A 23,614-nucleotide genomic window follows, 5' to 3' on the forward strand; every position below is an offset into this window, starting at 1 on the left:
GTTTACACACGCACAGTAGGTGCCGGTAGGCAGCGCATCGCAACACGGCCGCCCACACGCACGACGAGCGGGGAGTCAAAAAATCGACAATAGTCGCGTCCCTTTGCTCTGATAGCCTGCGGCTCTTCGAGGCATGGCGTCGGCCTGCTTACTTAGGCGGTTGCCCGATGCCGAGCAGGTTGCCCACGCTATCTCTGAACCAGGCAGCTCTTTCGCCTACCCCACTGCAACGCGTCCAGCTCATCTCCATCGGCCCCTCGCTTCATCTGAATGCGCTGCCCGATTCTGGCGAAGCAACGAAATGTCCCGGCGTCACGCCGACCGCGCGCCGAAAGTGTCGGCCAAGATGACTTTGATCGAAAAATCCGACTTCGGCAGCGACCTCACAGGGCGGGACGCCGTCACGCAATAGCCGTTTAGCGTGCTGAATTCGCACCAGACACACATAGCGATGAGGCGAAATACCCACCTCTTTGCGAAACAGGGTGGCGAAGCGCGAAACACTCAACCCGGCGGTGGCGGCAAGCGTCGCGAGGCTGACGGGCTGCGCGAACGAACTCTCGATAAAAGCCACGGCCCGCCTGATCGCGCGCGACATCGCCACGGTCCTATCGCCTGCGCAGTCGTAGAAGACTCCGGTCATGTTCTATCCCCTCGCGCTACGTTTTCGTAGCGGCATCAGACCCGCACCGTGCCGGACTGCGCGAGCACGCTCGCCGCAGCAGCACCGTCGGGCGGCCCGCTCTGGTATCGCTCCAGTTCCGCTTCGCTGCGATGGCACAGCACCTGCGCGCCGCTCGCGAGCGTGCGCACGCTCGGCGACGTGCGATTGCAGACACCGTCGATGCGCATCGGGCATCGCGCGAGAAATGTGCAAAGCTCCGGCTCACGGGTCGACTCACCGATCGGCGGCAACGTCTGATGACAACGCTCGCCCGCTTCTTCGAGCCAGCCGGCGCGAAGCTCCGGCGCCGACGACACGAGCAGATGTGAATACGGGTGATACGGCGGCGCCGACAACGCGTCGCGGTTGCCCGTCTCGACGCGGTGCCCCGCGTACAGCACGACGATGTCGTCGCTGATCGCACGCACCTTGGCGATGTCGTGCGTGATGAACAGATATGACACGCCGAGCTTCTTTTGCAGATCGCGCAGCAGCTCGAGAATCGCAGCGCCGACCACCGTATCGAGCGCGGACGTGACTTCGTCGCACAGGATCAACTTGGGTTCGGCGGCCAGCGCCCGCGCGAGATTCACGCGCTGTTTCTGCCCGCCCGACAGCTCTCCGGTGCGCCGCTGCGCCAGCTCGGCAGGCAGGCGCACCAGGCCCAGCAGTTCGGCGACGCGGCGCCGCGCGGCCTCGCCCTTCATGCCGTGATAGAACTTCAGCGGACGCGCCAGCGTGCGCTCGACGGTGTGCGTCGGATTAAGCGCGGTGTCGGCGTTCTGGAACACGATCTGGATACAGCGAAACTGTTCGCGGCTGCGGCGGCTGAGGTTGGCGGCGAGCGGCTCACCGTCGAGCAGCAGATTGCCGCGCGCCATCGGCACGAGCCCGGCGATCACCTTCGCGAGCGTCGTCTTGCCCGAACCGGATTCGCCGATCACGCCTACCGTCTGACCACGATCGATCACGAGGTCCACGTCGCGCAGAATGACCTTGTGCGGCCAGCCCTTCGCGTCGGTGCGGCCGTAGCCGGCCGTCAGACCGCGCAGTTCGAGCAGCGGCGTGTTCGGCTGGGCTGCGTCGGGAGCCGCCGAGGCGCAGGCAGCCGGGGCGACGGGCGTCACGGCAGCAATCAGGCTTTGCGTGTACGGGTGCGCCGGCGCATGCAGAATCTGTTCGGTGCGGCCTGTTTCGCGGATTTCACCGTTGCTTAGCACGACGATGCGATCCGCCATCTGCGCGACCACCGCCAGATCATGCGATACGTAGACAGCCGTCATTCCGCATTGGCGGATCACGCTGCGAAACGCTTGCAGCACGTCGATCTGCGTGGTGACGTCGAGCGCCGTGGTCGGTTCATCGAGGATCACGAGTTCGGGGTCGGTGATCAGCGCCATCGCCGCCATCAGCCGCTGCAACTGGCCGCCCGACACCTGGTGCGGGTAGCGCCGGCCGATCGTCTCCGGCTCCGGCAGCGCGAGCGCGCGGAACAGTTCGACCGCTTTGGCCCGCGCGGCGCGCTTGCTGAGCGTGCCGTGAATCAGCGCGCTTTCGATCACCTGGTCCATGATCGGGCGCGCCGGGTTGAACGCAGCGGCCGCGCTTTGCGCGATGTAGGCAACCTTGCGGCCACGCAATCCCGCGAGCGCTTTCGGCGAGAGCCCGAGCACGTCGGTGTCGCCCACCCGGATCGCGCCGCCCGCGATGCGGCAGCCGCTGCGTGCATGGCCCATCAGCGACAGTGCGATCGTGGTCTTGCCCGAGCCCGACTCGCCGATCAATGCGAGCACCTCGCCGCGCGCAATCTCGAAGTCGATGTCATGCACGATCGTCGTATCCGGCTCGCCGGGCCGGCTTCCCACCACGCGCAGGCCCCGTACCTCGACCAGATTCGACGGCGGTAGCGGCGCGGTCCTCGAGATGGCCTCAAAGGCCGCGTGAGCACGTCTGAAAAAGGGTGCCTTCATCAGTGGCCTCCATCGGCATCAGGCATGCCCTTGCGGCGGCCATGATGCGGCAGTCCGTCGATCAGCAGGTTCACGCCGACCGTGAGCATCGCGATTGCGATCGCGGGCAGGATCACGACCGGCACGCCTTCACCGAGGCCGGCGATGTTCTCGCGTACCAGCGAACCGAGATCGGCATACGGCGGCTGCACGCCGAGACCGAGAAAGCTCAGGCTGCTCAATAGCAGCACGACGAAAGTGAAGCGCAGTCCGGTGTCTGCGAGTATCGGATGAATCATGTTCGGCAGCATCTCGAAGCACGCGATGTAGAGCGCGCTTTCGCCGCGCGCCCGCGCGACCTGCACGTATTCGAGCGTGCCGATATTGACCGCCAGCGAGCGGGCGATCCGGTACGAGCCCGGCATGTAGCTGATCGCCGCGGTCACGATCAGCAACGGCAGTGACGAGCCGAACGCGGCGACGATCATCAGCGCGAACATCTTCGACGGAATCGACGTCACCGCATCGAGCAGCCGGCTCATGGTTTCGTCGATCCGGCGGCCGGCCACGGCCGCCAGCAGTCCCAGCATGGTCCCCGTGAGCGCCGCGAGCAGCGCCGCCGCCAGCGCGAGCACGACCGTCAGGCGCATCCCGTAGATGATGCGGGTCAACATGTCGCGACCCAGGTAGTCGGAGCCGAACGGCAGCTTCGCGCTGAAGCCCGCGAATACGTCAGGCGTGAGGATCGCGCCGATCGAATGCGGCGCGAGCCACGGTGCGAACGCCGCGACGAACAACGCGCAACTGACCATCGCGAGGCCGATCCAGCCGCCGGTCGACAGGTTCATGCGTTGCGCGAGGCTGCGACGGCGCACCGGCCGAGGCGCCGGGCCTCCGCCGCCGCCCCAGGACCGCGCGGGATCGGCGCCCTCCGGCATCATGCTGCTGCGTTGCACCGGTTCGAGCGCACCGAGCCGGTGAGGCGCATCGGAAGAAGGTCGAAGAATCGTCATGTCCGCAGCCTCGGGTTCGAGATGATGGCGCACAGGTCGGCTAGCAGCACGAGCAGCAGATAGCCGAGGCAGAACAGCAGCGTGCAGGCCTGTACGAGCGGGAAGTCGCGGTTGCTCACCGCGTCGACCATCAGGCTGGCGAGGCCCGGGTAGTTGAAGATGGTCTCGACGACGATCACGCCGCCAAGCAGATAAGACAGGCTCAGCGCGATTGCATTGGCGATCGGGCCGATCGCATTCGGCAGTGCGTGGCGCAGTACCACGCGGGCGGGGCTCGCGCCCTTGAGCATCGCCATTTCCACATACGAAGAACTGAGTTGCTCGATCACCGCGGCGCGTGTCATGCGGGCCATCTGCGCGATCACGACCGCGCACAGCGTGACGACCGGCATCGCATACGCGCGCAGAAAGTCGTGCAGGCTCTCGATCTCACCGCTGTACGACAGCGCTGACAGCCAGTGCAGCTTGACGGCCAGCACCAGCACCGCCAGCGTCGCGATCAGGAACTCGGGCGTGGCGACCAGCGACAGCGTACCGAGGCTCACGATCCGATCGATCAGCGAGTCGCGCTTGACTGCCGCAAGAATGCCCGCCGACACCGCGATCGGCACCGACACCCCGGTGGTGATCGCCGCGAGGGTCAGCGACTTCGGCAGGCGCCCTTCGATCATCTCGGACACCGGCAGATTGCTCGACAGCGACACGCCAAAGTTCGCGTGCAGCAGACCGACGAGCCAATGGAAGTACCGCAGGTATGCCGGCTGGTCGAGGCCGAACTGCAGCCGCAGCGCCGCGACCGTATCCGCCGTCGCCGACTGGCCGAGTGCGGCCTGCGCGGCATCGCCCGGCAACAGGTTGGTGATCACGAAGATGATGATCGAGACAATCAGCAGCGTCAGCGCAGTGACGGCGACGCGCCGGCCGATCAACTGGGCGATATTCCCGTTCATGGGCATGAGCTCCTCGGTTAGGCTGCGCGACACGGCGAGTCACACATGAGCCGTGCCGCTCGGGTGCGCTGCGGCTGCCTGCCGCGAGCGGCGCGGCGGGGGCCACCCGCCGCGTCCGGGCGCTTCAGCGGGTCACGCGTTCCACCACACGTACTCGGCGAAGTTGAAGCCCATCATCGCGCCGGTAGGCACGGGTTGGAGCCCTTGCAAGTGCTTGTCGTTCGCATCGAGCAGGCTCAGGAAGGTCGGGATGCCAATGCCGCCCTGCTCCGATACCAGCACCTGCATGTCGCCGTACATCTGCTTGCGTTTCGCATCGTCGGTTTCCGAGCGGGCCGCGGCCAGCAACTGGTCGAACTTCGGGTTGTTCCAGCCCGACTCGTTCCACGGGGCGTCCGACTTGAAGAACTGCGTGAACAGCACATCGGCGCTCGAGCGCGGATTGACGTTGCCGAACCCGAGCGGATGCTTCATCCAGTGCGTCGACCAGTAACCATCCGCCGGCACGCGGTTGATGTCCAGGTTCACGCCGATCTTCGCGGCGGACTGCTGCAGCAGCACACCCATCTCGATCGAGCCGTTCGCATCGGTGGTCGCATAGATCGGCGGCAGCGTCGTACCGATTGCTCCGGCTTTCTGGAAGTGGAACTTCGCCTTGTCCGGGTCGTGGGGACGCTGCGGCAGCGACGCATTGAAGTAGCGGTGTCCGGGCGGAATCGGCTGATCGTTGCCGATCACCGCATAACCGCGAAATACCGCCGAGCGGATCTGCTCACGGTCGAACAGATACTTCATGCCCTGCACGAAATCGGGGTTGCCCGTCAGCGGGTTGTCGCGGCGCATGATCAGATCGGTATAGAGACCCGACTTGGTCTCGCGCACCTCATAGCCCGGCGTCGCGGCAATGCGCTGCGTCGCGCGCGGATCGACGGAATTGATCAGGTGAACATCGCCGGACAGCAGCGCATTCACCCGTGCCGCGTTATCGCCGATACCGATCAGCTCGATCTGGTCGAGGTAAGGGCCGCCGCCGGTCTTCCAGAAACTGTCGTTACGGATGCCGACGGTCGAAACGCCGGGCTTGAACGTCTTCAGCTTGTACGGGCCGGTGCCGACGGCCGTCGTGAAGTCCGTCGTACCGTCCTTGATGATCACGAATTGCGGCGTGGCAAGAATCACGGGCAGGTCCGCGTTGGCGGACGCGAGCGTCAGCGTGACTTCGTTGGGACCGGTCTGCTTCGCCTCCACGAACTGATCGGCCAGCGTCTTCACCTTCGACGCCATTGCCGGATTCTTGTGACGCATCAGCGAGTAGACGACATCGGCGGGCGCGAGTGGCTTGCCGTCGTGGAACGTGACGCCTTTGCGCAGTTTGATCACCCACACTTTCGCGTCGCTGGTGTCGATCGATTCGGCGAGATTCATCCTCGGCGTCAGCGACGAATCGAGCTGCGTCAGGCTGCTATAGAACATGAAGAAGCGGATGTAATCGGAGCCTGCCGAACCCTTGGCCGGGTCGAGCGTATCCGCGGTCGAGGATGCGTCGTAGGCCACCCGGATCTTGCCGCCTTTCTTCGGCGTGGGTGCCGCGAATGCCGGGCGAGCCCCCGCCAGCAGACCTCCCGCGCCGGTGGCAAGGATGCCGCCGGCGGCCAGCAAACGCATCATGTCACGGCGGCTGAAGCCGCCCGTTTTGATTGGGTCGTCGTACATGCAACTGCTCCTCACTCGGGATTGAACGCGGGGTATCCAGCATTGGTGTTCGACGGCGCTCCGCGTGCTGGTCGCGGCGCGGTGGCATTGCATGAATCGATTTAAGCACTGCAAAAAATGGCGTTGATCGCGTATCGGTGGATTCGACCATTCGAAAACATGGTTTTGAGTGGTCAAAACAGCATGATTTGCCGCTCCTGGCGTTGACCCTGATGTTCTGGACAGGACGCCCCCCACGATGAGAAGTTCGTACTAGTCAATCAGCGGGCAACGTGCAACAGTCGCGGCACGGCCGACTATTCACGGAGCGCCCCGTGTCCGATCCAACGCCTCACGCACGTTTCACCTACAGACGCCTGACAGCCGACGACATCCCTGCCGCTCAACGCCTGTCCGCCGCGATCGGCTGGCCGCATCGCCGTGAAGACTGGCGGTTCTCGGCGCGCACCGGGATCGGCTTCGTCGCCGAGACGGCGGGCGCGCTGGTCGGCACCGTGGTCTGCTGGAAGTTCGGCGCGGATCAGGCGACGCTGGGCATGCTGATCGTCGCGCCGGAGCATCGCGGCGTGGGTATCGGCCGCACGTTGCTCGCGCACGCGCTCGACGAGCTTGGCAAGCGTGACATCACGCTCTATGCGACCGAGGCTGGCCAGCCGTTGTGCGACGCGCTCGGCTTCGAGCGCTGCGGCGCCCTCGACCAGATGCAGGGTGCGGCGTTCCGGCCGCCGCTCGTTGCGCTGCCCGCCAACGAGCGGCTGCGCCCGCTCGGGGCGAGCGACGCGCAGCAACTCGTCGCGCTCGAATCACGCGCTAGCGGCCTCGATCGCAGCCACGTACTGCCGCCGCTGCTCGATCTGGCCGACGGTATCGCGCTCGATCGCGACGGCGAACTACTCGGCTTCTCGCTGTTCCGCCGCTTCGGACGCGGCTTCGTGATCGGCCCCGTCGTCGCCAGCGCGTTTCCCGACGCCGTGCGGGCCAAGGCGCTGATCAGCCATTGGCTCGCGCTGAACGAAGGCGCGCTGGTGCGCATCGACGTGCCGCACGGACACGGCCTGCGCGAGTGGCTAACCGGCCTCGGTCTCGCACGCTCGGAGACGGTCGTGAAGATGCGCCGGCTTGCATCCGCGCCAGCCGATGGCGAGTCGAGCCGCGCCGACCCGGGGCTGCATCAGTATGCGGTGATCGCGCAGTCGCTCACCTGAGCCAGGTGAAGCCACGCTGAACCTGAACCCGCTGCATCGCGGCGCATCTCTCTTCCACACGCAAACACGGCCGCTCATGCACGGCAGCGTTGGGGTTCGCCCTGCTATTAAGCATGCCCAGCAGAAAATGCTGTCTGCGGGGTGAAAAACGCTGCGTCGACGCTCTTTAGGCTTTTTTTTGGCTGAACGGCACGCATACGGCTGTCGCTACTATCGAGGGGTGACTCTTACCTGATCGCCACGTGCGGGGAACCACCATCATGTCAAACTCATCGCTGATCGACGCCGACCGCAAGCACCTGATTCACCCGGTCATCAACTATCGCGCGCACGAAGCGCGCGGCACCACCGTACTCGAATCCGGCCAGGGCGCGTATCTGCGCGATATCGACGGCAACGAGCTGCTCGACGCATTTGCGGGCCTGTGGTGCGTGAACGTGGGTTACGGCCAGCAGAGCATCGTCGAAGCGGCGACGCGCCAGATGACGAAGCTGCCCTACGCGACCACCTACTTCCACTTCTCGTCGGAACCCGCGATCGAACTGGCCGAAAAACTGGTGTCGCTTGCGCCCGCTTCGCTGCAGCACGTCTATTTCACGCTCGGCGGCTCCGATGCGATCGACTCCGCGATACGCTTCATCACGCATTACTTCAATGCAACGGGGCGCCCGGCGAAAAAGCAGATGATCGCGCTCGAACGCGGCTATCACGGATCGTCGTCGGTCGGCGCGGGGCTCACTGCGCTGCCCGCGTTCCACCGCAACTTCGACCTGCCGCTGCCGCACCAGCACCATCTGCCGTCGCCGTATGCGTACCGTCAGCCGCAAGGCAGTGACGCGCAAGCGCTGATCGCCGCATCCGTCGCCGCGCTCGAAGCGAAAGTCGCGTCACTCGGGGCGGAGAACGTCGCCGCGTTCTTCTGCGAGCCGATCCAGGGTTCGGGCGGCGTGATCGTGCCGCCGGTCGGCTGGTTAAAGGCGATGCGCGACGCGTGCCGCCGCCTCGACATCCTGTTCGTCGCCGACGAGGTCATCACGGGCTTCGGTCGTACCGGCCCGCTCTTCGCGTGCGAGGCCGAACAGGTCGAGCCGGATCTGATGACGGTGGCGAAGGGGCTGACCTCCGGTTATGCGCCGATGGGCGCGGTGCTGATGTCCGACGAAATCTACCAGGGTATTGCAGGCGATGCGCGCGATACCGCGGTCGTCGGTCATGGTCAGACCTACTCCGCGCATCCGGTAAGCGCCGCCATCGGGCTCGAAGTACTGCGTCTCTATCAGGAGGGCGGTCTGCTCGCGAACGGCATCGCGCAGGCACCGCGCTTTGCCGCCGGGCTCGACGCGCTGCTCGCTCATCCGCTGGTGGGCGACTCGCGTCATCGCGGGCTGCTCGGCGCGCTGGAACTGGTCGCGGACAAGAACTCGCGGGCACGCTTCGATCCGTCGCTGAAGCTGCCGGACCGGATCACGGCCGCAGCCTACCGCAACCGCCTGGTGTTCCGCGCATTCGGCGACAGCATTCTCGGTTTCGCGCCCGCGCTGTGCTTCGGCGAGGCCGAGTTCGAACAACTGTTCGGCCGTCTGCGGCGCACGCTCGACGACGTGCTCGAGCAGGCGGAGGTGCGTGCCGCATTGCGCGGCGCGAGCCGCGCGGCCGCCTGAGCGCGTGATAACATCGGCCTGCGCGTTGCTTGACCAAAGCGAAGCGCAACGAAGCGAAAAGCAGAACCTTCGACGGGCAGACCGATACATGACGACAAGCGGCGACACGAAGCTGGACCGGATCGACCTGCGTATTCTTTCGCAACTCCAGAAGAAAGGCCGTATCACGAACGTCGAGCTTGCGGACGCCGTGGGGCTCTCGCCGAGCCCCTGTCTGATTCGCGTGAAAAGGCTTGAAAAAGCCGGCTATATCGTCGGCTACGGCGCACATATCCAACTGCAGAAACTCGGTGACGTGCAGATCGTGTTCACCGAGGTCACGCTCGCCGACCATCGTCGCGAAGACTTCGCCAAGTTCGAGGCGGCGATCCGTCCTGTGGACGAGATCATTGAATGCCATCTGGCGAGCGGCGGCTACGATTACCTGCTGAAGTTCGTCACGCGCAGCGTCAATCATTATCAGAGCGTGATCGAAGGGCTGCTGGAGCGCGACATCGGCATCGAGAAGTATTTCAGCTACGTCATCATCAAGACGCCATTCGTGAAATCCGAATACCCGCTGGAAACGCTCTTCTCGCAGCAGCATCAATGAAGCGGTGACGGTTTCGGCTGCGCGTGCCGGCCCGATCGGGTCGAATGCGTTCGAGGCCACCGGCGCGACGCCGGTGGCCTGTCGACTTGCAGTCAACCATTCGCGCTCAGCCATTCCCCCGGCGTTCTGCCAAGCACACGTTTGAAGTGCCGGCATAGATGGCTTTGATCGAAGAAGCCCACCTCGGTCGCGACGATCGACGGCGGCAAGCCTCGTCGCAACAGGCACTGCGCCTGCCGGACGCGCACCAGCCGCACATATTGCTGCGGCGACACGCCAATCTCCGCGCTGAAGCGCACCGCAAACCTCGAAATACTCAACTGCGCGACGGCAGCCAGTTCGGACAGGCTGATTGGCTCGGCGAAACAGGCATCGATGAAGTCGAGCGCACGCTGCACGGCGCGGCTCACGCGATTCGGCGCGCGCGTCGGATGACGGCTCGCGCCCGCAAGCTCAGGCGCGGATGATGATGAGGTTGGGCTCAGGCTCAGCATCGACGCTCCGCTCACGCAACGCGCGACGTGGGCGGCACTGTCGGTGCCGTCTCCCGACCGGTCGCGAAGCGGCGGATGTCGAACGGCTCGAGCGGCGTGCTGGTGGCGCCGGTGTCGATCAGTTCGGCCATCGTGTCGCCTACGCCCGGACCAAGCTGAAAACCGTGGCCGCAAAAACCGAACGCATAGAACAGGCCGCTGGTCGTCCCGCTTGCACCCATGATCGGTTTGTCATCGGGCATATAGCCCTCCACGCCGCTCCACACCCGGATGATGTTCAGCTTGCGCAGCATCGGCGCGACCCGCTGCAGCTGTCTGAACTGCAGCAACGTGCTTGACGGGAGAACCTTCGCGCGACGCTCGTCGAGATACGCAGGCGCACGCGCGCAGCCGCCGATCACGATATTGCCGCGCGCGACCTGGCGGAAATACACCACCTCTTCGATCTGCGGCGACGACACGCCGACCACGGGCTGGATCGCATACGGCACGGGTTCGGTAACGGCCATCTGTGGACCGTTGACGGCGATCGGCACCGCTTCGCCGAACTGCTCCGACAGCAGGTTGCCCCACGCACCCGCCGTGATCAGCAGCACGGGCGCATGAAACGTGCGGCCGTCGGCGCTCGTGGCGCGAAACTCGGCGCCCTCTTTTTCCACCGTCACGACATCGCAGTTTTCGACGATCCGCGCACCGAGCCGAGCCGCGGCGCGGGCGAACGCGGGCGCCGCGAGGCGCGGATTCGCGTGCCCGTCCATCTGCGAATAGGAGCCCGCCAGCACCTCCGCACCGAGAAACGGAAACCGCGCGCGCAGCGCGTCGCCGCGCAACAGGTCGAGCTTGAGACCGTAGTGCGCGGCCTCCTTCGCATAGGTTTCGAACTGGTCGGCCTGCTCTTCGCGATAACAGACGCGGACATGGCCCGACATCAGAAACTCGGCGTCGTGCTGGATCAATTCCGGCAGACGCCCCCAGATTTCGCGCGAACGGTTCGCCAGCGGCAACTGCGGCAGAAAGCGCCCTTGACGGCGCACGTTACCGAAGTTGGTGCCGCTCGCCTGCTGCCCGACGAGCTGGCGCTCGAGCAGGATCACCGAGCGGCCCCGCTGCCTCAGAAAAAATGCGGCGGACGCACCCATGAACCCGCCGCCCACGATCAGAACATCGGCTTGTGCACGGTTCACTCGGTATCCTCCACGGTTGCAATGGCCAGCGGCTTGACCGGCGCCTGTCCACGAAGTCTGCCAACCTGCTCGAGCGGCACGTTCGCCGCCGCCGCGATCACCTCCGCACCCGCATGGCCGCAGTAACGTCCCTGACAGCGCCCCATACCGACACGGCTAAAAGCCTTGGCACGGTTCGCTTCCTGCGCGCCTTCATCGCGCACCACGCGGCGCAGTTCGCCCGCGGTGATGCCTTCGCACCGGCAAACGATCGTATCGTCGGACAGACGCGCCGCCTGCGCGGCAGGCCACGCAAACGCCTCCGCCAGACCCAGCCGGAAGCGATCCATTTTGCGCTGTTCGCGCGTCAACGCGTCGAGCGTGGTCGCCGCAACGGGCCGCCCGAGATCGCTCAGCGCAGCGTGGGCCGCGAGCCGTCCGGCGACCTCGGCGCCGTCCGCGCCGAGCACGCGCGCGCCATCGCCCGCGATATAGACGCCCTTTTCGCTACTGCGACCGAGTTCGTCGATTTGCGGCACCCATTGCCGCGTGATCGCGTCGAAACGGAACGCACAGCGCGCGAGATCGGCAAGCTGGGTTTCCGGCCGCAGGTGATAGCCGAGACCGACCGCGTCGCAATCGACCTGCGCGACGTTGCCGCGCGCATCGCGAAAGCGTACGCCAAGCACGCCGTCGTCCGGAGTGCCGAGAATTTCGAGCGGCTCGATGCCGTTTTCCACCCGCACGCCTGAGCGCTTCAATGCGGTCACGAGCGCGCGGCCCTTGCGCAATACGTCGACGCGCGCCAGCAATTTGGGCAGCGCGCGCAAGCGCGCACCGGTCTTCGACGTGTCGAGTACCGCCGCTACCCTGGCGCCCGCCTGCACATACTGGTTCGCGACCAGATACAGCAATGGGCCGGTACCCATGAAAACGACCTGACGGCCAATCGCGCAGGCCTGCGACTTCAGCGCGATCTGCGCGGCACCGAGGCTGTAGGTACCGGCGAACTGCCAGCCTTTGACCGGCATCAACCGGTCGGTCGCGCCGGGGCACAGGATCAGCGCGTCGTAGCGCAACACGCTCGCGTGTCCTTCATGCACGATATGCAGCTTGCCTTGCGCGACGTTCCACGCCAGCGTCTGCGGACGGTAATCGATCTGCGGGCGCAGTCGCTCGAAAGTTCGATGGAGGTTCTCCGCGCGCGCGGCTTCCGTGCCGTACAGCTTCGAATACGGCCGCGTGAAGCCATCGGGCTGACGCCGGTAGATCTGGCCGCCATCGCGCCTGCCTTCGTCGACGACGATCGGGCGGATGCCGGCCGCCAGCAGCGTTTGCGCGCAGCGCACCCCTGCAGGCCCGGCGCCGACGATTACGATGCGAGGTTCGGCCATTGCGCCTCCGGTTGCGTCGTGACGACGCGCATGCCTGCTTCGACCACCGTGGTGCAGGCGCGCAGCCGCTCGCCGTCCGCGGTCCATACCCAGCAGTCCTGACACGCGCCCATCAGGCAAAAGCCCGCGCGTCGTTCCGCGCCGAACTCGGACTGCCGCACATGCCGCACCGAGCACAGCATCGCAGTGAGCAGCGTGTCGCCGGCCAGCGCTTCGACCGGCGCGCCGTTGATCGTCAGTTCGACTTTGGCGCGAACCGTCTCGCCTACGCGTACGAATCTGCCGTTCATGCCGCGGCTCCTGCCATACCGTCGGGCGCGACGTGAGCGTCGCTGCGATTGGTCAGCACGTGGCGCAGGAACTCGCGGGTGCGCGCCTCGCGCGGCGAGCCCAGCACCTGCTGCGCCGTGCCCTCCTCGATGATGAGCCCCGCGTGCAGAAAACACACCCGGTCTGCCACCTCACGCGCAAAGCCCATTTCGTGGGTGACCACCAGCATCGTCATGCCTTCCCGTGCAAGGGTGCGCATCACGCCGAGCACTTCGCCGACCAGTTCTGGATCGAGCGCCGAGGTCGGCTCGTCGAACAGGATCGCCTTCGGCTTCATCGCGAGCGAGCGCGCGATCGCCACCCGTTGCTGCTGCCCGCCCGACAGCTGATGAGGATAGGCGTGCAGCTTGTGGCCGAGCCCCACCTTGTCGAGCAGTTCAGACGCTTCGCGTCGCGCGTCCGCGCGCGCGAGGCGCTTGACATGCACCGGCCCTTCCATCACGTTCTCGAGCGCCGTACGGTGCGGGAACAGATTGAAGCGCTGAAACACCATGCCGACCTGGGTGCGCAACTGGTTGATGTTACGCGCGCGCTGTTCGACGCGCTCGCCGAGCAGACGAATTTGGCCTTCGTCGTATGACTCCAGCGCGTTAATGCAGCGCAGCAGGGTTGACTTTCCCGAGCCCGACGCACCGATCAGGCAGACCACTTCGCCCTGGCGGACGTTGAGCGAAATGCCCTTGAGAACGGGTACGGTGCCAAAACTCTTGTGCACATTCGTGATTTCGATCATCGCATCCTCACTTCGCACTTATCTCGCCCTGTGCCGACCGAAACGTCGTTCAAGCGTGCGGGTCATGCTCATCAGCGGCAAGCTCATCGCGAGATAGCCGAGCGCGACGAGCGTATATACCGTCAGATTCTGAAACGTCGACGACGCGATCAGTTGGCCTTCGCGCGTCATTTCGGCGACCGTGATGGTCGACGCAAGCGATGAATCCTTCAGCATCATCACGAGCGTGTTGCTGTACGGCGGCAGCGCGACCTTGATCGCCTGCGGCAGGATCACCCGTATCATCGTCTTCACGCGGCCCATGCCGATCGACTGCGCGGCTTCGTACTGGCCCGGATCGACTGCCTCGATACCCGCCCGGAAAATTTCCGCGACGTAAGTCGAGTAACCGAAACCAAGCCCAATGATGCTGGCCTGCAGTGCCGACACCTGGATGTGGATTTCCGGCAGCACGAAGTAGATGTAGAACAGCAGCACGATCATCGGCAGGCCGCGCACGACGTTGATCATCGTGCTCACACCGCGTACGACGAGGGGATAGCGCGACATCTTCAGCAATGCCCAGGTCAGGCCGAGCACGGTGCTCAACACCAGACACCCCAGCGTGATGACGATGCTCATCACCGCGCCTTCCAGCAAAATCGGTACAAAGTCGGCTATATCTTGCCAGTGCATGTCGTGCCTTCCATTGCTCTTCGTATTCGTTCAGTCCGCCGCGCCGCTGCGCGACGGACCTGGCAGGACGAGTCCCGCGTCGCCGCGGGCACGGCTCTTTTCACGCGAAGCCAATCAGCTCACCAGGTGCCACTTTTTGAGGATCGCGTCGAGCGTGCCATCGGCCTTCATCTTCGTCAGCGCGTCGTTGATCTTCGCCATCAGCGCGCTATTGCCCTTCTTCACCGCGATCGCGATGTCGAACTTTTCCATCGGCACATACGCGTCGTCGACCCGCGTCCCCGCCATCGCGCCCGCTGCTTCCTGGGCCTTCAGGATCGGATAGTCGTTGAAGCCCGCGACGATGCGGCCAAGCGCGACATCGCGCGTCATGTCGGCGGGGCTGTCGTACATCTTCACTTCGGTGAAGATGCCGAGTTTCTTCAACTGATCGCCGTAGTCGGTACCGGTCGGCGCCCCGACCGTCATGCCCTTCAGGTCCTGCACCGAGTGATAGACCGCCTTGTTCGTGTCCTTCACGATGATGCCTTCGCCAAACGCCGTCACCGGCTGCGAGAAATCGACCACTTCGGCGCGCTTCGGCGTCGGCGTCATGCCGGCAACGATGATGTCGATCTTGCCCGCTACCACCGACTGGATCAGCGCCGAGAACGGCACCGCGTCGTACGACACGTTAAAGTTTTCGCGCCTGCCGATCTCCTTGACGACATCCGGCATCAGGCCTTCGATCTGCTGCGTCTTCACGTTCATGAACGTGGTCGGCGCGCTCGACGGCGGCGAGCCCGCGGTGAGCGTCGCCGTTTCGGCAGCGTGGGCGGCGCCGAACATCATCGTCATCGCGAGACCCGCGCCGGCGGCAAAGCGCTGCACAGAGTTGAAGCGGACGGCGGCTGCAGGCTGGAACATGAAACGCAACATGGGGATTTCCTCTGGGAATAGTGATTTTCAATCTACGCGCTGCCCGACCATCTAACGGTAGCGATCAGTCGATCCATTCAATGCAGTACATCCTGCAACCTGTAATACGCGCCGACGAGCGGCAGAAACCACGCGCGTCCAAAATGTCCTGGAATCGCGGGCCATTCCAGCGTTCGCCACGGATTGCGCGAGGCGGCGCCGAACATCACGTCGGCCATCAGACGGCCCATGTGCACGGACATCTGCACACCGTGGCCGCTGTAGCCCATTGAATAGAACAGTCCTTCGTGCTGGCCTGCGCGCGGCAGCCGGTCGGCCGTCATGTCGACGAGGCCGCCCCAGCAATAATCGATGCGCACGTCGGCCAGTTGCGGGAAATAGCGCGCGAGCCCATCACGCAGAATCCGCCCGCTTTTCTCGTCCGAACGCGGATTCGACATCGCGAAGCGCGCGCGGCCGCCGAACAGCAGACGCTCGTCCGGCGTCGCACGAAAATAGTTGCCGATGTTCAGCGTCGTCACATACGAGCGGCGCGTCGGCAACACCGCATCGAGGCGCGCCTTGCCCAACGGCTCGGTCGCGACGATGAAGCTGCCGACGGGCGCGATGCGGCGCCGGAACCATTGCAGCGGACCGACCTGCGACGCGCCGGTGGCAATCAGCACGCGCTCGGCGCGTACCGTCCCGAGCGGACACTGCACGTCGAACGCGTTGCCGCCGAGCGGCTTGAGGTTCGTCACCGGCGTGTTCTCGTAGATCTGCGCCCCACGCCGTGCCGCTGCCGTGCCGAGACCCACGCCGAATTTGCCCATGTGCATCTGCATGCCGTTGCGTTGCACGAGGCCGCCGAAAAAGCTGTCCGACCCGATCTCGTTGCGAATCTGCTCGGGCGGCACGAGTTCGACATCGGAATCGACTTCGCGCCGCAACACCTCGTACGACTTCGCGAGCGACGCGAAATGCTGCGGTTTCGCGGCGAGTTTGATCTTCCCGGAGTGGCGCAGATCGCAATCGATCTGCTCCTCTGCGATGATCGTTTTCACCGTTTCGACGGCGCCGGCATACGCACGGTAGAACTCGGACGCGCGTTCGCTGCCGATGCGCGCGGACAACGCGGCGTAGTCCTGCGCGACGCCCGTATTGCAATGGCCGCCGTTACGGCCCGATGCCTGCGCCGCGAGTCGGCCCGCCTCGAACACGATCACCGACATGCCACGTTTGGCCAGCTCCAACGCAGCCGACAGCCCGGTGAAGCCGCCGCCGACCACCGCAACGTCCACCCGCGGCGGTAGCGGACCCTGGACGCCGCTGGTAAAGCGTGGCGCAGTGTCGAGCCAGTAGGAGTCGAGCTTCATCGTGATGCGTTCCTGTCGGTTGGTTGCGCCGCTTTCAGCGGCGCGCGGGAAGCGATGTCGTGAGAAGGCCGGACGTGCGAATCAGAGGCCGAGCAGCGATGCCAGTTGCGGGATGCCCGACACTTCGTTGACGCCGTAATACGGGTTCAGCGGCTCGTGACTGCGGTTGACGAACGCCTTGTGTTTGATGCCCATGTCATACGCGGTCATCAGGTCATAGCGGAAGCTCGACGACACATGCAGCACGTCTTCCGGATTGCAGTCCAGTTGCGAGAACATGTACTCGAAGGCTTTCTGCAGCGGCTTGTACGCCTGTGCCTGCTGGGCGGTGTAGACCTTGTGGAACGGCGCGCCGAGCTTGTCGACGTTGCTGTGGATCTGGTCGTCCGATGCATTCGACAGGATCACGAGCTTGTACTTCGAGGCCAGCCGCGACAGCCCTTCCGGCACGTCCGCGTGCGGGCCCCAGCTCGGCACGGCCTCGTAGATCTTCAGTGCGGTCGCTTCGTCGAACGGCACGCCGGTGCGTTCGCAGGTGCGGCGCACCGAGTTCACGACCACGTCGCGATAGGGCTTCCATGCGCCCAGCACTTCGTCGAGGCGGTAGCCACGGAAGAACTCGACAAACTCATCCATCTTCGCCTTGTCCAGCTTGTCGCCGTAAAGCTCGCGCGCGCTCTGGCCCATCTGGAAGTTGGTCAGCGTGCCATAGCAGTCGAAAGTGATGTACTTCGGCTCGAAATCGATCATGGTCAACATCCTGTCGTCGTGGCGAACCTGGTTGCAGGCTCGGGGTTCAGTTTCGGGTTGAATCGGTGCGGTTGATGCTTGCGTCTATCAGGTGTAAAGCCGGGCTTCACAGCGTTTCGAAATCGATCAGCACACTCTTGTGCCGCATGCTCGCCACCATCGCTTCGCGGCCGAGATCCTTGCCGATACCGGACTGGCCGAAGCCGCCCGTCGGAATGATCATGTCGCCGCTGCGGCCGTAACGGTTGATCCAGATGGTGCCCGCGGCGATGCGGCGCATCGCCCGCAGCGCCTGACCGATGTCGCTGCTATGGACCCCCGCCGCAAGACCGTAGATCGGATGCGCGGCGAGCACGATGCCCTCTTCCTCGTCGGCGAATGTCTGTACCGTCAGCACCGGGCCGAATAGTTCCTCGCGCACGGCGGGCGTCTCTGAAGTCACATTGGCGAGCAGCGTCGGGCGGTGGAAATAGCCTTCGTCGGTGCCTTCGAAAAAGCCGCCGCCGAAGATGACTTCCGCGCCGCTCCCGCAGCTCTGCCCGATCAGCGTTTCGATGCGTCGCGCCTGGGCGGCATTGATGATCGGCGAATAAGCGGTGCGGCTGTCCCACAGCGGGCCGGGCTCGATCGGCTGCAGTTGCCGTTGAATGGCGGCGATCAGTGGCTCGGCAATGCGCTCGTGCACGATCAGCCGCGTGCCGGCCACGCAGGCCTGGCCGCCATTGGCCGTAAAGCCGCGGGCGACACAGCGCGCCGCATGCTCGAGGTCCCGCACATGCTCGAACACCAGTTGCGGGCTCTTGCCGCCGAGTTCCAGCGTGACGGGCTTGGTGCCGTGCATCGCGGCGTCGCTCATGATCGCGGCGCCCGTGCGGGTCGAACCGGTGAAGCTCATCTTCGAGATGCCTGGGTGACGCGTCAGCGCGGCGCCCGCCGTCGCTCCACGGCCATTCACCACGTTGAAGATGCCCGGAGGAATGCCGGCTTCGATGGCGAGTTCCGCGAGACGCAGCGTCGAGAACGGCGTCATTTCCGACGGTTTCATCACGACCGCGTTGCCCGCCGCGAGCGCGGGACCGCACTTCCATGAACACATCGACAGCGGAAAATTCCACGGTGTAATCGCACCGATCACACCGTACGGCTCCGATGCAACAAAACCGAGACTGTCGCGGCGCGTGGCCGCGATATCGCCACCGAGCTTGTCGGCCAGCTCCGCGAAGAAGCGGATCGCCTCCGCGGTGAACGGCACATCTGATGTATAGCTTTCCGTCACCGGACGCGTCGAGCTGACCGTTTCGAGTTGGGCGAGGCTCACCGCATCGCGATCGATCAGATCGGCCCAGCGGCTCAGCACCTTCGCGCGCTCGCGCGGAGAGCGGGTGCCCCAGCCGCTCGTCTTCCATGCCGCTAGCGCATTGCTGACTGCGTGATCGACGGTGGCGTCCGACGCGTCCGGCACATGGCCAAGCAGCGCGCCGTCCGACGGCCGGTGAACGGCGATCTGCGCTTCGCCCGCCGAATAGTACGCACCGCCAATGAAATGCCCCTGCGGCAACGGCACGGCTGAAGGATCGAAATCGAGTGACGGAGTGGACATGTCCGGCCTGATCAGTAGGTTCAAGTGTGTGGTGCCGCGTGCGCTCACGCACTGATGACTGCTGGCACCACTCGGCACTGCTGTTCGCCATCGCGACCGCCGAATGAACGAACATCGGATGAAGTTCATTTTAATGAACACCAAATGAAATACTAGTGGTCAAAAATAAACTGTGTGAAAAGTTCGTTGTGCGCTGCAATACATTGCCTGCCTCGGAGAGCACACCGCCGCACTGGTGGGCACGGGCCGCAAGCCCACACGGCTGGGGCGCGCACGAGCGAGGCGACGCGACACGCCCGTTCCGTCGTGCAACGCAAAACCGAAATGTGAATGAGAGAAAGGCGTTGACGTCAGCCGCCGTCCGTGCGAACCGGACGCGACGCGTCAGAGCGAGCGAGGAAAAGAGAGGGAAGACGGTGCCGCTTGCCACACGACATGCGGCTTGCGGCTCCGGTACAACAAACAGATCAAAGATGAATGACGGGCGGCTGCGTGTTCATGATCCACAGCAAACGAGCAGTCTTCCTGCTTTCGTTACGCACGCTATGCGGCACCGTGCTCTTGAACTGGAAGCTGTCCCCCGCGCGCAGTTCGGAGCGCCGGTCGCCGACATTCAGCACGACCGTGCCTTCCAGCACCAGGCCCGCCTTCTCGCCGATGCCCACCAGCACCTCTTCGGAACCGGAGCCGGCCGGCAACATGATGATCATCATCTGCAAATCGTGATCGCCATGCGGCGACAGCAATTCTTTCTGCATGCCGTTCTTGCCGACTTCGAACAGCGGCCGCTCGGCCGCCTTGCGCACGAAATCGCCGGTGATCGGGTCCGAGACCGCGTCGTCTTCTTCGAGCAGCGCGGTCAGCGGAACCTCCAACGCCAGGCGCAGGCGCTCGAGAATACGCACCGACGGATTGGCCTTGTTGCGCTCGACCTGACTGACGGTGCCGACCGACACGCCCGCGCGCATCGCCAGTTCGTTGATCGACAGACCCTGCGCGACGCGCAGCGCGCGCAGACGAGCGCCGACGTCGCCGTGACCCGGGTCGGCCGTGCGCTTCTTGCTGAGCTCGGTTCGCTGCATGTGATTCCCGTTGATGACGCTGCGGCCGGCTGCCCATGTGCCGCCGGTGCGGTTGTTGTGCTGGGCGCGCACGCTCGCATCCCATGAGGCGCCAGCCGCTTCGTTACAATGAACGCCCGTTCAATTTTCAGCATTATATTGAATATAGCACCCGCGCGGTGAACGCCAAAAATACCTGTGCAATTGCGTTGCGCGTCGCTGCCGCCGTGAAGCAGACCCGACCACGCACCGGCCCGAATAACAAAAAGATCGTCCTATGAAGCAGGCACCGGGAATGCCACAGTCTAGGCTGATCATGCCGCCAGCAGGAGTTTGCAGTGTCCGAATCAACCGTGAAGAAATCACTGACCTATCGCCGCTTCACTGCCGATGACATCGCCGCCGCGCACGGCCTCTCGGTTGCGGTGCGCTGGCCGCACCGCGCCGATGACTGGCGCTTCATGTACGACGCCGGCACCGGCTTCGTCGCCGAAGACAATGGCGCCGTGATCGGCACCGCGCTCTGCTGGAAATTCGGCGCGGACCGCGGCACGCTCGGCCTCGTGATCGTCTCGCCGGACGAACAGGGCCGGGGCATCGGCCGCAGGCTGATGGAACTGGTGCTCGAAGAACTGGGCAACCGCGTGACCTTCCTGCACGCAACGGTCGCGGGCAAGCCGCTTTACGAAAAGCTCGGCTTCGTCAGCTGCGGCGGACTCACCCAGCATCAGGGCACGCTCGGCAGCGTGGCCGCTGTCGCGCCGCCGCCCGGCGAACAGTTGCGTGCCGCGAGGCCGGACGACACGCCGAAGCTGATCGAACTCGCGTCGCGCGCGAGCGGCTTCGACCGCAGCGCGACGATACCGGCGCTGCTCGGGTTCGCGCAAGCCGTGGTTCTCGAACGTGACGGCGAAGTGGTCGGTTTCTCGCTGTTCCGTCCGTTCGGACGCGGCTACTCGGTTGGACCGGTGGTCGCGCAGCATGGGTCCGACGATCTGCGTGCCCGCGCACTGATTTCGTACTGGCTCGCGCAGCACGCCGGCGACTTCGTGCGGATCGACGTGCCGGACGACGCCGGCATCAACGACTGGTTGACCCATGTCGGCATGCCGCGCGTCGACTCGGTCGAAAAAATGGTGCGCAACGCGCCCGCCGACTTGCGCGAGGTGGCCCCGGACCCGGGCTGGCGCGCGTTCGGCATCATCAATCAGGCGATGGCGTAACCGCCAATGACCGTCCTCTACAAAGCCGATCCGGTGCGTGGAGCGCTATGGGCCGAGCGCTTCGCGCAGCTGGCGCCCGACGTGCCGTTCCGGGTGTGGCCGGACATCGGCGATCCCACGGCCGTGCGCTATCTGGTCGCGTGGCAACCGGGAGACCTCGCGCTCACGCTGCCGAATCTCGAAGTGGTGTTTTCGGTCGGCGCGGGAGTCGATCAACTGGATTTGTCGCAGATTCCGGCGCATCTGCCGGTGGTGCGGATGCTCGAGCCGGGCATCGTCGAAGGCATGGTCGAATATGTCACCGAGGCGGTGCTGGCGATTCACCGCGATCTGTTCGATTACGGGTTGCAGCAGCGGGCGCGCGTCTGGCAGCCGATGCCGTTGCGCGCCGCCGCGTCCCGTCGGATCGGCGTGCTCGGCCTCGGCATGCTTGGCCGTGCGGTACTGGAGCGTTTGCGGCTGTTCGGCTTCGCCTGCGCGGGCTGGAGCCGCTCGAAGCATGCGCTCGAAGGGATCGACTGCTATGCGGGCGAGGCCGGGCTCGATGAGTTGCTTGCCCGTGCCGACATCCTGATCTGTTTGCTGCCGCTCACGGACGCGACGCGCGGCCTGCTCTGCCGGCGGGTATTCGACATGCTGCCGCGAGGCGCGTCGCTGGTTCACGTCGGCCGCGGACCGCAACTCGTCAGCGCCGATCTGCTCGACGCGCTGCAACGCGGGCAGATTCACAGCGCGGTGCTCGATGTCATCGACCCCGAGCCGTTGCCCGCCGACCATCCGCTGTGGGCGCAACCGCGCGTGCGCATCACGCCGCATATCGCGAGCGCGACGCGGCCCGAATCGGCCGTCGATGCGGTACTGGAAAACCTGCGCCGCTATCGCAGCGGCGAGCGGATGAACGGCTTGATCGACCGGACGCGCGGCTACTGATACCCATGCGCGGCCCGACCCCCGAACGCAACCCCATTTCGCCATCCGCCCGGCGTCAGCAGACGGCGCGCGATCACGGCAAGGAGAGAGACGTATGACCCGCAAATACCGCATTGCCGTGATTCCCGGCGACGGCATCGGCACCGAAGTGATGCCCGAAGGCCTGCGCGTGCTGGACGCCGCATGCAAACGCTTCGACATCGGCATCGACTACCGCCATATCGAATGGGCGTCGTGCGACTACTACGCGCAACACGGCCAGATGATGCCCGACAACTGGAAGGCGCAACTGCAGGACTGCGATGCGATTCTGTTCGGCGCGGTCGGCTGGCCCGACAAGGTGCCCGACCATATTTCGCTGTGGGGCTCGCTCCTGAAGTTTCGCCGCGAATTCGACCAGTACGTGAACCTGCGCCCCGCGCGGCTGTTCGAAGGCGTGCCCTGCCCGCTCGCTAACCGCAAGCCGGGCGATATCGACTTCATGATCGTGCGCGAAAACACCGAAGGCGAGTATTCGTCGGTGGGCGGCACGATGTTCGAGGGCACCGAGCGCGAAGTCGTGATGCAGCAGTCGATCTTCACGCGCCACGGCACCGAGCGCGTGATGAAGTTCGCGTTCGACCTTGCACAGCGTCGAGCGAAAAAACTCACGGTTGCAACGAAGAGCAACGGTATCGCGATCAGCATGCCGTGGTGGGACGCCCGCGCCGATGAAATGGCCGCCCGCTACCCGGATGTGAAGATGGACCGTCAGCACATCGACATCCTGTGCGCGCGCTTCGTACTGAACCCGGATCGCTTCGACGTGGTGGTCGCATCGAACCTGTTCGGCGACATCCTTTCCGATCTCGGGCCGGCGTGCACGGGGACGATCGGCATCGCGCCGTCGGGCAACCTGAATCCCGATCGGCGTTTTCCGTCGCTGTTCGAGCCGGTGCATGGCTCGGCGCCCGACATCGCCGGCAAGGGCATTGCCAATCCGGTCGCGATGATCTGGTCGGCCGCGATGATGCTCGACTTTCTCGGCCACGGCGCGGGTGTCGAGCGCGATGCGCACGACACCATCGTCGCCGCGATCACGCGGGTGCTGAAGGAAGGCCCGCGCACGGGCGACCTGGGCGGCAGCGCATCGACCACGGAGGTCGGCGCGGCGATCGCGGCTCGGGTCGCCAATCCGTCCTGATCACTCACAGAGCAGGCAGCACTGACTGCCCGGCGCGCGTCGGGCGCTCTGCCATCGC

The 23,614-nt window shown here is 64.9% G+C and carries 22 protein-coding genes; 6 read left to right on the forward strand and 16 right to left on the reverse strand.

Going from position 1 to position 23,614, the window contains the following annotated elements; translation table 11 throughout:
* Positions 1-262: 262 nt before the first annotated feature.
* The 5 genes from F6X40_RS32815 to F6X40_RS32835 form a co-directional block, all read right to left on the reverse strand.
* Positions 263-643 carry a helix-turn-helix domain-containing protein gene (locus F6X40_RS32815; protein ID WP_184071904.1) on the reverse strand — a complete coding sequence of 127 codons (381 nt, stop codon included), beginning with the start codon at positions 641-643 and terminating at the stop codon, positions 263-265.
* Positions 644-678: 35 nt separating this feature from the next.
* Positions 679-2,634, reverse strand: coding sequence for an ABC transporter ATP-binding protein (locus tag F6X40_RS32820; RefSeq protein ID WP_187630689.1), 1,956 nt, complete (start codon positions 2,632-2,634; stop codon positions 679-681).
* Positions 2,634-3,626: an ABC transporter permease gene (locus F6X40_RS32825; protein ID WP_187630690.1), complete on the reverse strand. Its 993-nt coding sequence runs from the start codon at positions 3,624-3,626 to the stop codon at positions 2,634-2,636. Before F6X40_RS32825 ends, F6X40_RS32820 begins: the two co-directional genes overlap by 1 nt.
* Positions 3,623-4,576: an ABC transporter permease gene (locus F6X40_RS32830; protein ID WP_026226132.1), complete on the reverse strand. Its 954-nt coding sequence runs from the start codon at positions 4,574-4,576 to the stop codon at positions 3,623-3,625. Before F6X40_RS32830 ends, F6X40_RS32825 begins: the two co-directional genes overlap by 4 nt.
* Positions 4,577-4,708: 132 nt before the next feature.
* Positions 4,709-6,289: an ABC transporter substrate-binding protein gene (locus F6X40_RS32835; RefSeq protein WP_187630691.1), complete on the reverse strand. Its 1,581-nt coding sequence runs from the start codon at positions 6,287-6,289 to the stop codon at positions 4,709-4,711.
* Between the two features lie 314 nt (positions 6,290-6,603).
* Between F6X40_RS32835 and F6X40_RS32840 the strand changes: the two genes are divergently transcribed.
* From F6X40_RS32840 to F6X40_RS32850, 3 genes are all read left to right on the forward strand, one after another.
* Entirely contained in the window at positions 6,604-7,494 is an 891-nt protein-coding gene (locus tag F6X40_RS32840) for a GNAT family N-acetyltransferase (RefSeq protein ID WP_184071912.1), read from the forward strand.
* A gap of 260 nt (positions 7,495-7,754) precedes the next feature.
* A complete protein-coding gene (locus F6X40_RS32845; RefSeq protein ID WP_187630692.1) occupies positions 7,755-9,155 on the forward strand; it encodes an aspartate aminotransferase family protein in 1,401 nt (466 codons plus the stop codon).
* An 88-nt stretch (positions 9,156-9,243) separates the two neighbouring features.
* The gene (locus F6X40_RS32850; protein WP_090811115.1) at positions 9,244-9,747 is read left to right on the forward strand and encodes an Lrp/AsnC family transcriptional regulator; all 504 of its coding nucleotides are present in this window, start codon (positions 9,244-9,246) and stop codon (positions 9,745-9,747) included.
* A 92-nt stretch (positions 9,748-9,839) separates the two neighbouring features.
* Here the strand turns inward: F6X40_RS32850 and F6X40_RS32855 are convergent, their stop codons facing one another.
* The 11 genes from F6X40_RS32855 to F6X40_RS32905 form a co-directional block, all read right to left on the reverse strand.
* Positions 9,840-10,241, reverse strand: coding sequence for a helix-turn-helix domain-containing protein (locus tag F6X40_RS32855; RefSeq protein WP_187630693.1), 402 nt, complete (start codon positions 10,239-10,241; stop codon positions 9,840-9,842).
* 11 nt (positions 10,242-10,252) lie between these two features.
* Positions 10,253-11,425, reverse strand: coding sequence for an NAD(P)/FAD-dependent oxidoreductase (locus tag F6X40_RS32860; protein ID WP_187630694.1), 1,173 nt, complete (start codon positions 11,423-11,425; stop codon positions 10,253-10,255).
* The gene (locus F6X40_RS32865) at positions 11,422-12,798 is read right to left on the reverse strand and encodes an NAD(P)/FAD-dependent oxidoreductase (RefSeq protein ID WP_187630695.1); all 1,377 of its coding nucleotides are present in this window, start codon (positions 12,796-12,798) and stop codon (positions 11,422-11,424) included. Before F6X40_RS32865 ends, F6X40_RS32860 begins: the two co-directional genes overlap by 4 nt.
* Complete coding sequence (locus tag F6X40_RS32870; RefSeq protein ID WP_187630696.1) at positions 12,777-13,088, reverse strand: (2Fe-2S)-binding protein; 312 nt, start codon at positions 13,086-13,088, stop codon at positions 12,777-12,779. The genes F6X40_RS32865 and F6X40_RS32870 overlap by 22 nt, the downstream gene beginning before the upstream one ends.
* Positions 13,085-13,861: an amino acid ABC transporter ATP-binding protein gene (locus F6X40_RS32875; protein WP_187630697.1), complete on the reverse strand. Its 777-nt coding sequence runs from the start codon at positions 13,859-13,861 to the stop codon at positions 13,085-13,087. Before F6X40_RS32875 ends, F6X40_RS32870 begins: the two co-directional genes overlap by 4 nt.
* Positions 13,862-13,879: 18 nt before the next feature.
* Positions 13,880-14,536: an amino acid ABC transporter permease gene (locus F6X40_RS32880; RefSeq protein WP_184071925.1), complete on the reverse strand. Its 657-nt coding sequence runs from the start codon at positions 14,534-14,536 to the stop codon at positions 13,880-13,882.
* Positions 14,537-14,650: 114 nt separating this feature from the next.
* Positions 14,651-15,454 (reverse strand): ABC transporter substrate-binding protein, encoded by an 804-nt coding sequence (locus tag F6X40_RS32885; RefSeq protein WP_187630698.1) that lies wholly within the window; start codon positions 15,452-15,454, stop codon positions 14,651-14,653.
* Positions 15,455-15,531: 77 nt separating this feature from the next.
* A complete protein-coding gene (locus F6X40_RS32890; RefSeq protein WP_187630699.1) occupies positions 15,532-16,809 on the reverse strand; it encodes an NAD(P)/FAD-dependent oxidoreductase in 1,278 nt (425 codons plus the stop codon).
* A gap of 81 nt (positions 16,810-16,890) precedes the next feature.
* On the reverse strand, positions 16,891-17,559 hold the full coding sequence (locus F6X40_RS32895; RefSeq protein ID WP_187630700.1) for a haloacid dehalogenase type II: 669 nt from the start codon (positions 17,557-17,559) through the stop codon (positions 16,891-16,893).
* A gap of 106 nt (positions 17,560-17,665) precedes the next feature.
* Positions 17,666-19,159 (reverse strand): aldehyde dehydrogenase family protein, encoded by a 1,494-nt coding sequence (locus F6X40_RS32900; RefSeq protein WP_187630701.1) that lies wholly within the window; start codon positions 19,157-19,159, stop codon positions 17,666-17,668.
* Between the two features lie 467 nt (positions 19,160-19,626).
* Complete coding sequence (locus tag F6X40_RS32905; RefSeq protein ID WP_184068225.1) at positions 19,627-20,241, reverse strand: cupin domain-containing protein; 615 nt, start codon at positions 20,239-20,241, stop codon at positions 19,627-19,629.
* A 317-nt stretch (positions 20,242-20,558) separates the two neighbouring features.
* On the opposite strand from F6X40_RS32905, the gene F6X40_RS32910 reads away from it, so the two are divergent.
* The 3 genes from F6X40_RS32910 to F6X40_RS32920 all read left to right on the forward strand — a co-directional run bounded on the left by F6X40_RS32910 (position 20,559) and on the right by F6X40_RS32920 (position 23,556).
* The gene (locus F6X40_RS32910; RefSeq protein ID WP_187630702.1) at positions 20,559-21,443 is read left to right on the forward strand and encodes a GNAT family N-acetyltransferase; all 885 of its coding nucleotides are present in this window, start codon (positions 20,559-20,561) and stop codon (positions 21,441-21,443) included.
* Positions 21,444-21,449: 6 nt separating this feature from the next.
* Positions 21,450-22,373, forward strand: a complete 924-nt coding sequence (locus F6X40_RS32915) for a 2-hydroxyacid dehydrogenase (RefSeq protein ID WP_187630703.1) — start codon at positions 21,450-21,452, stop codon at positions 22,371-22,373.
* A gap of 94 nt (positions 22,374-22,467) precedes the next feature.
* Positions 22,468-23,556 carry a tartrate dehydrogenase gene (locus F6X40_RS32920; protein ID WP_187613527.1) on the forward strand — a complete coding sequence of 363 codons (1,089 nt, stop codon included), beginning with the start codon at positions 22,468-22,470 and terminating at the stop codon, positions 23,554-23,556.
* Positions 23,557-23,614: the final 58 nt, after the last annotated feature.

Origin of the sequence: Paraburkholderia sp. UCT31 (assembly GCF_014397655.1) — a bacterium.
In the GTDB taxonomy this organism is placed as follows: domain Bacteria; phylum Pseudomonadota; class Gammaproteobacteria; order Burkholderiales; family Burkholderiaceae; genus Paraburkholderia; species Paraburkholderia tuberum.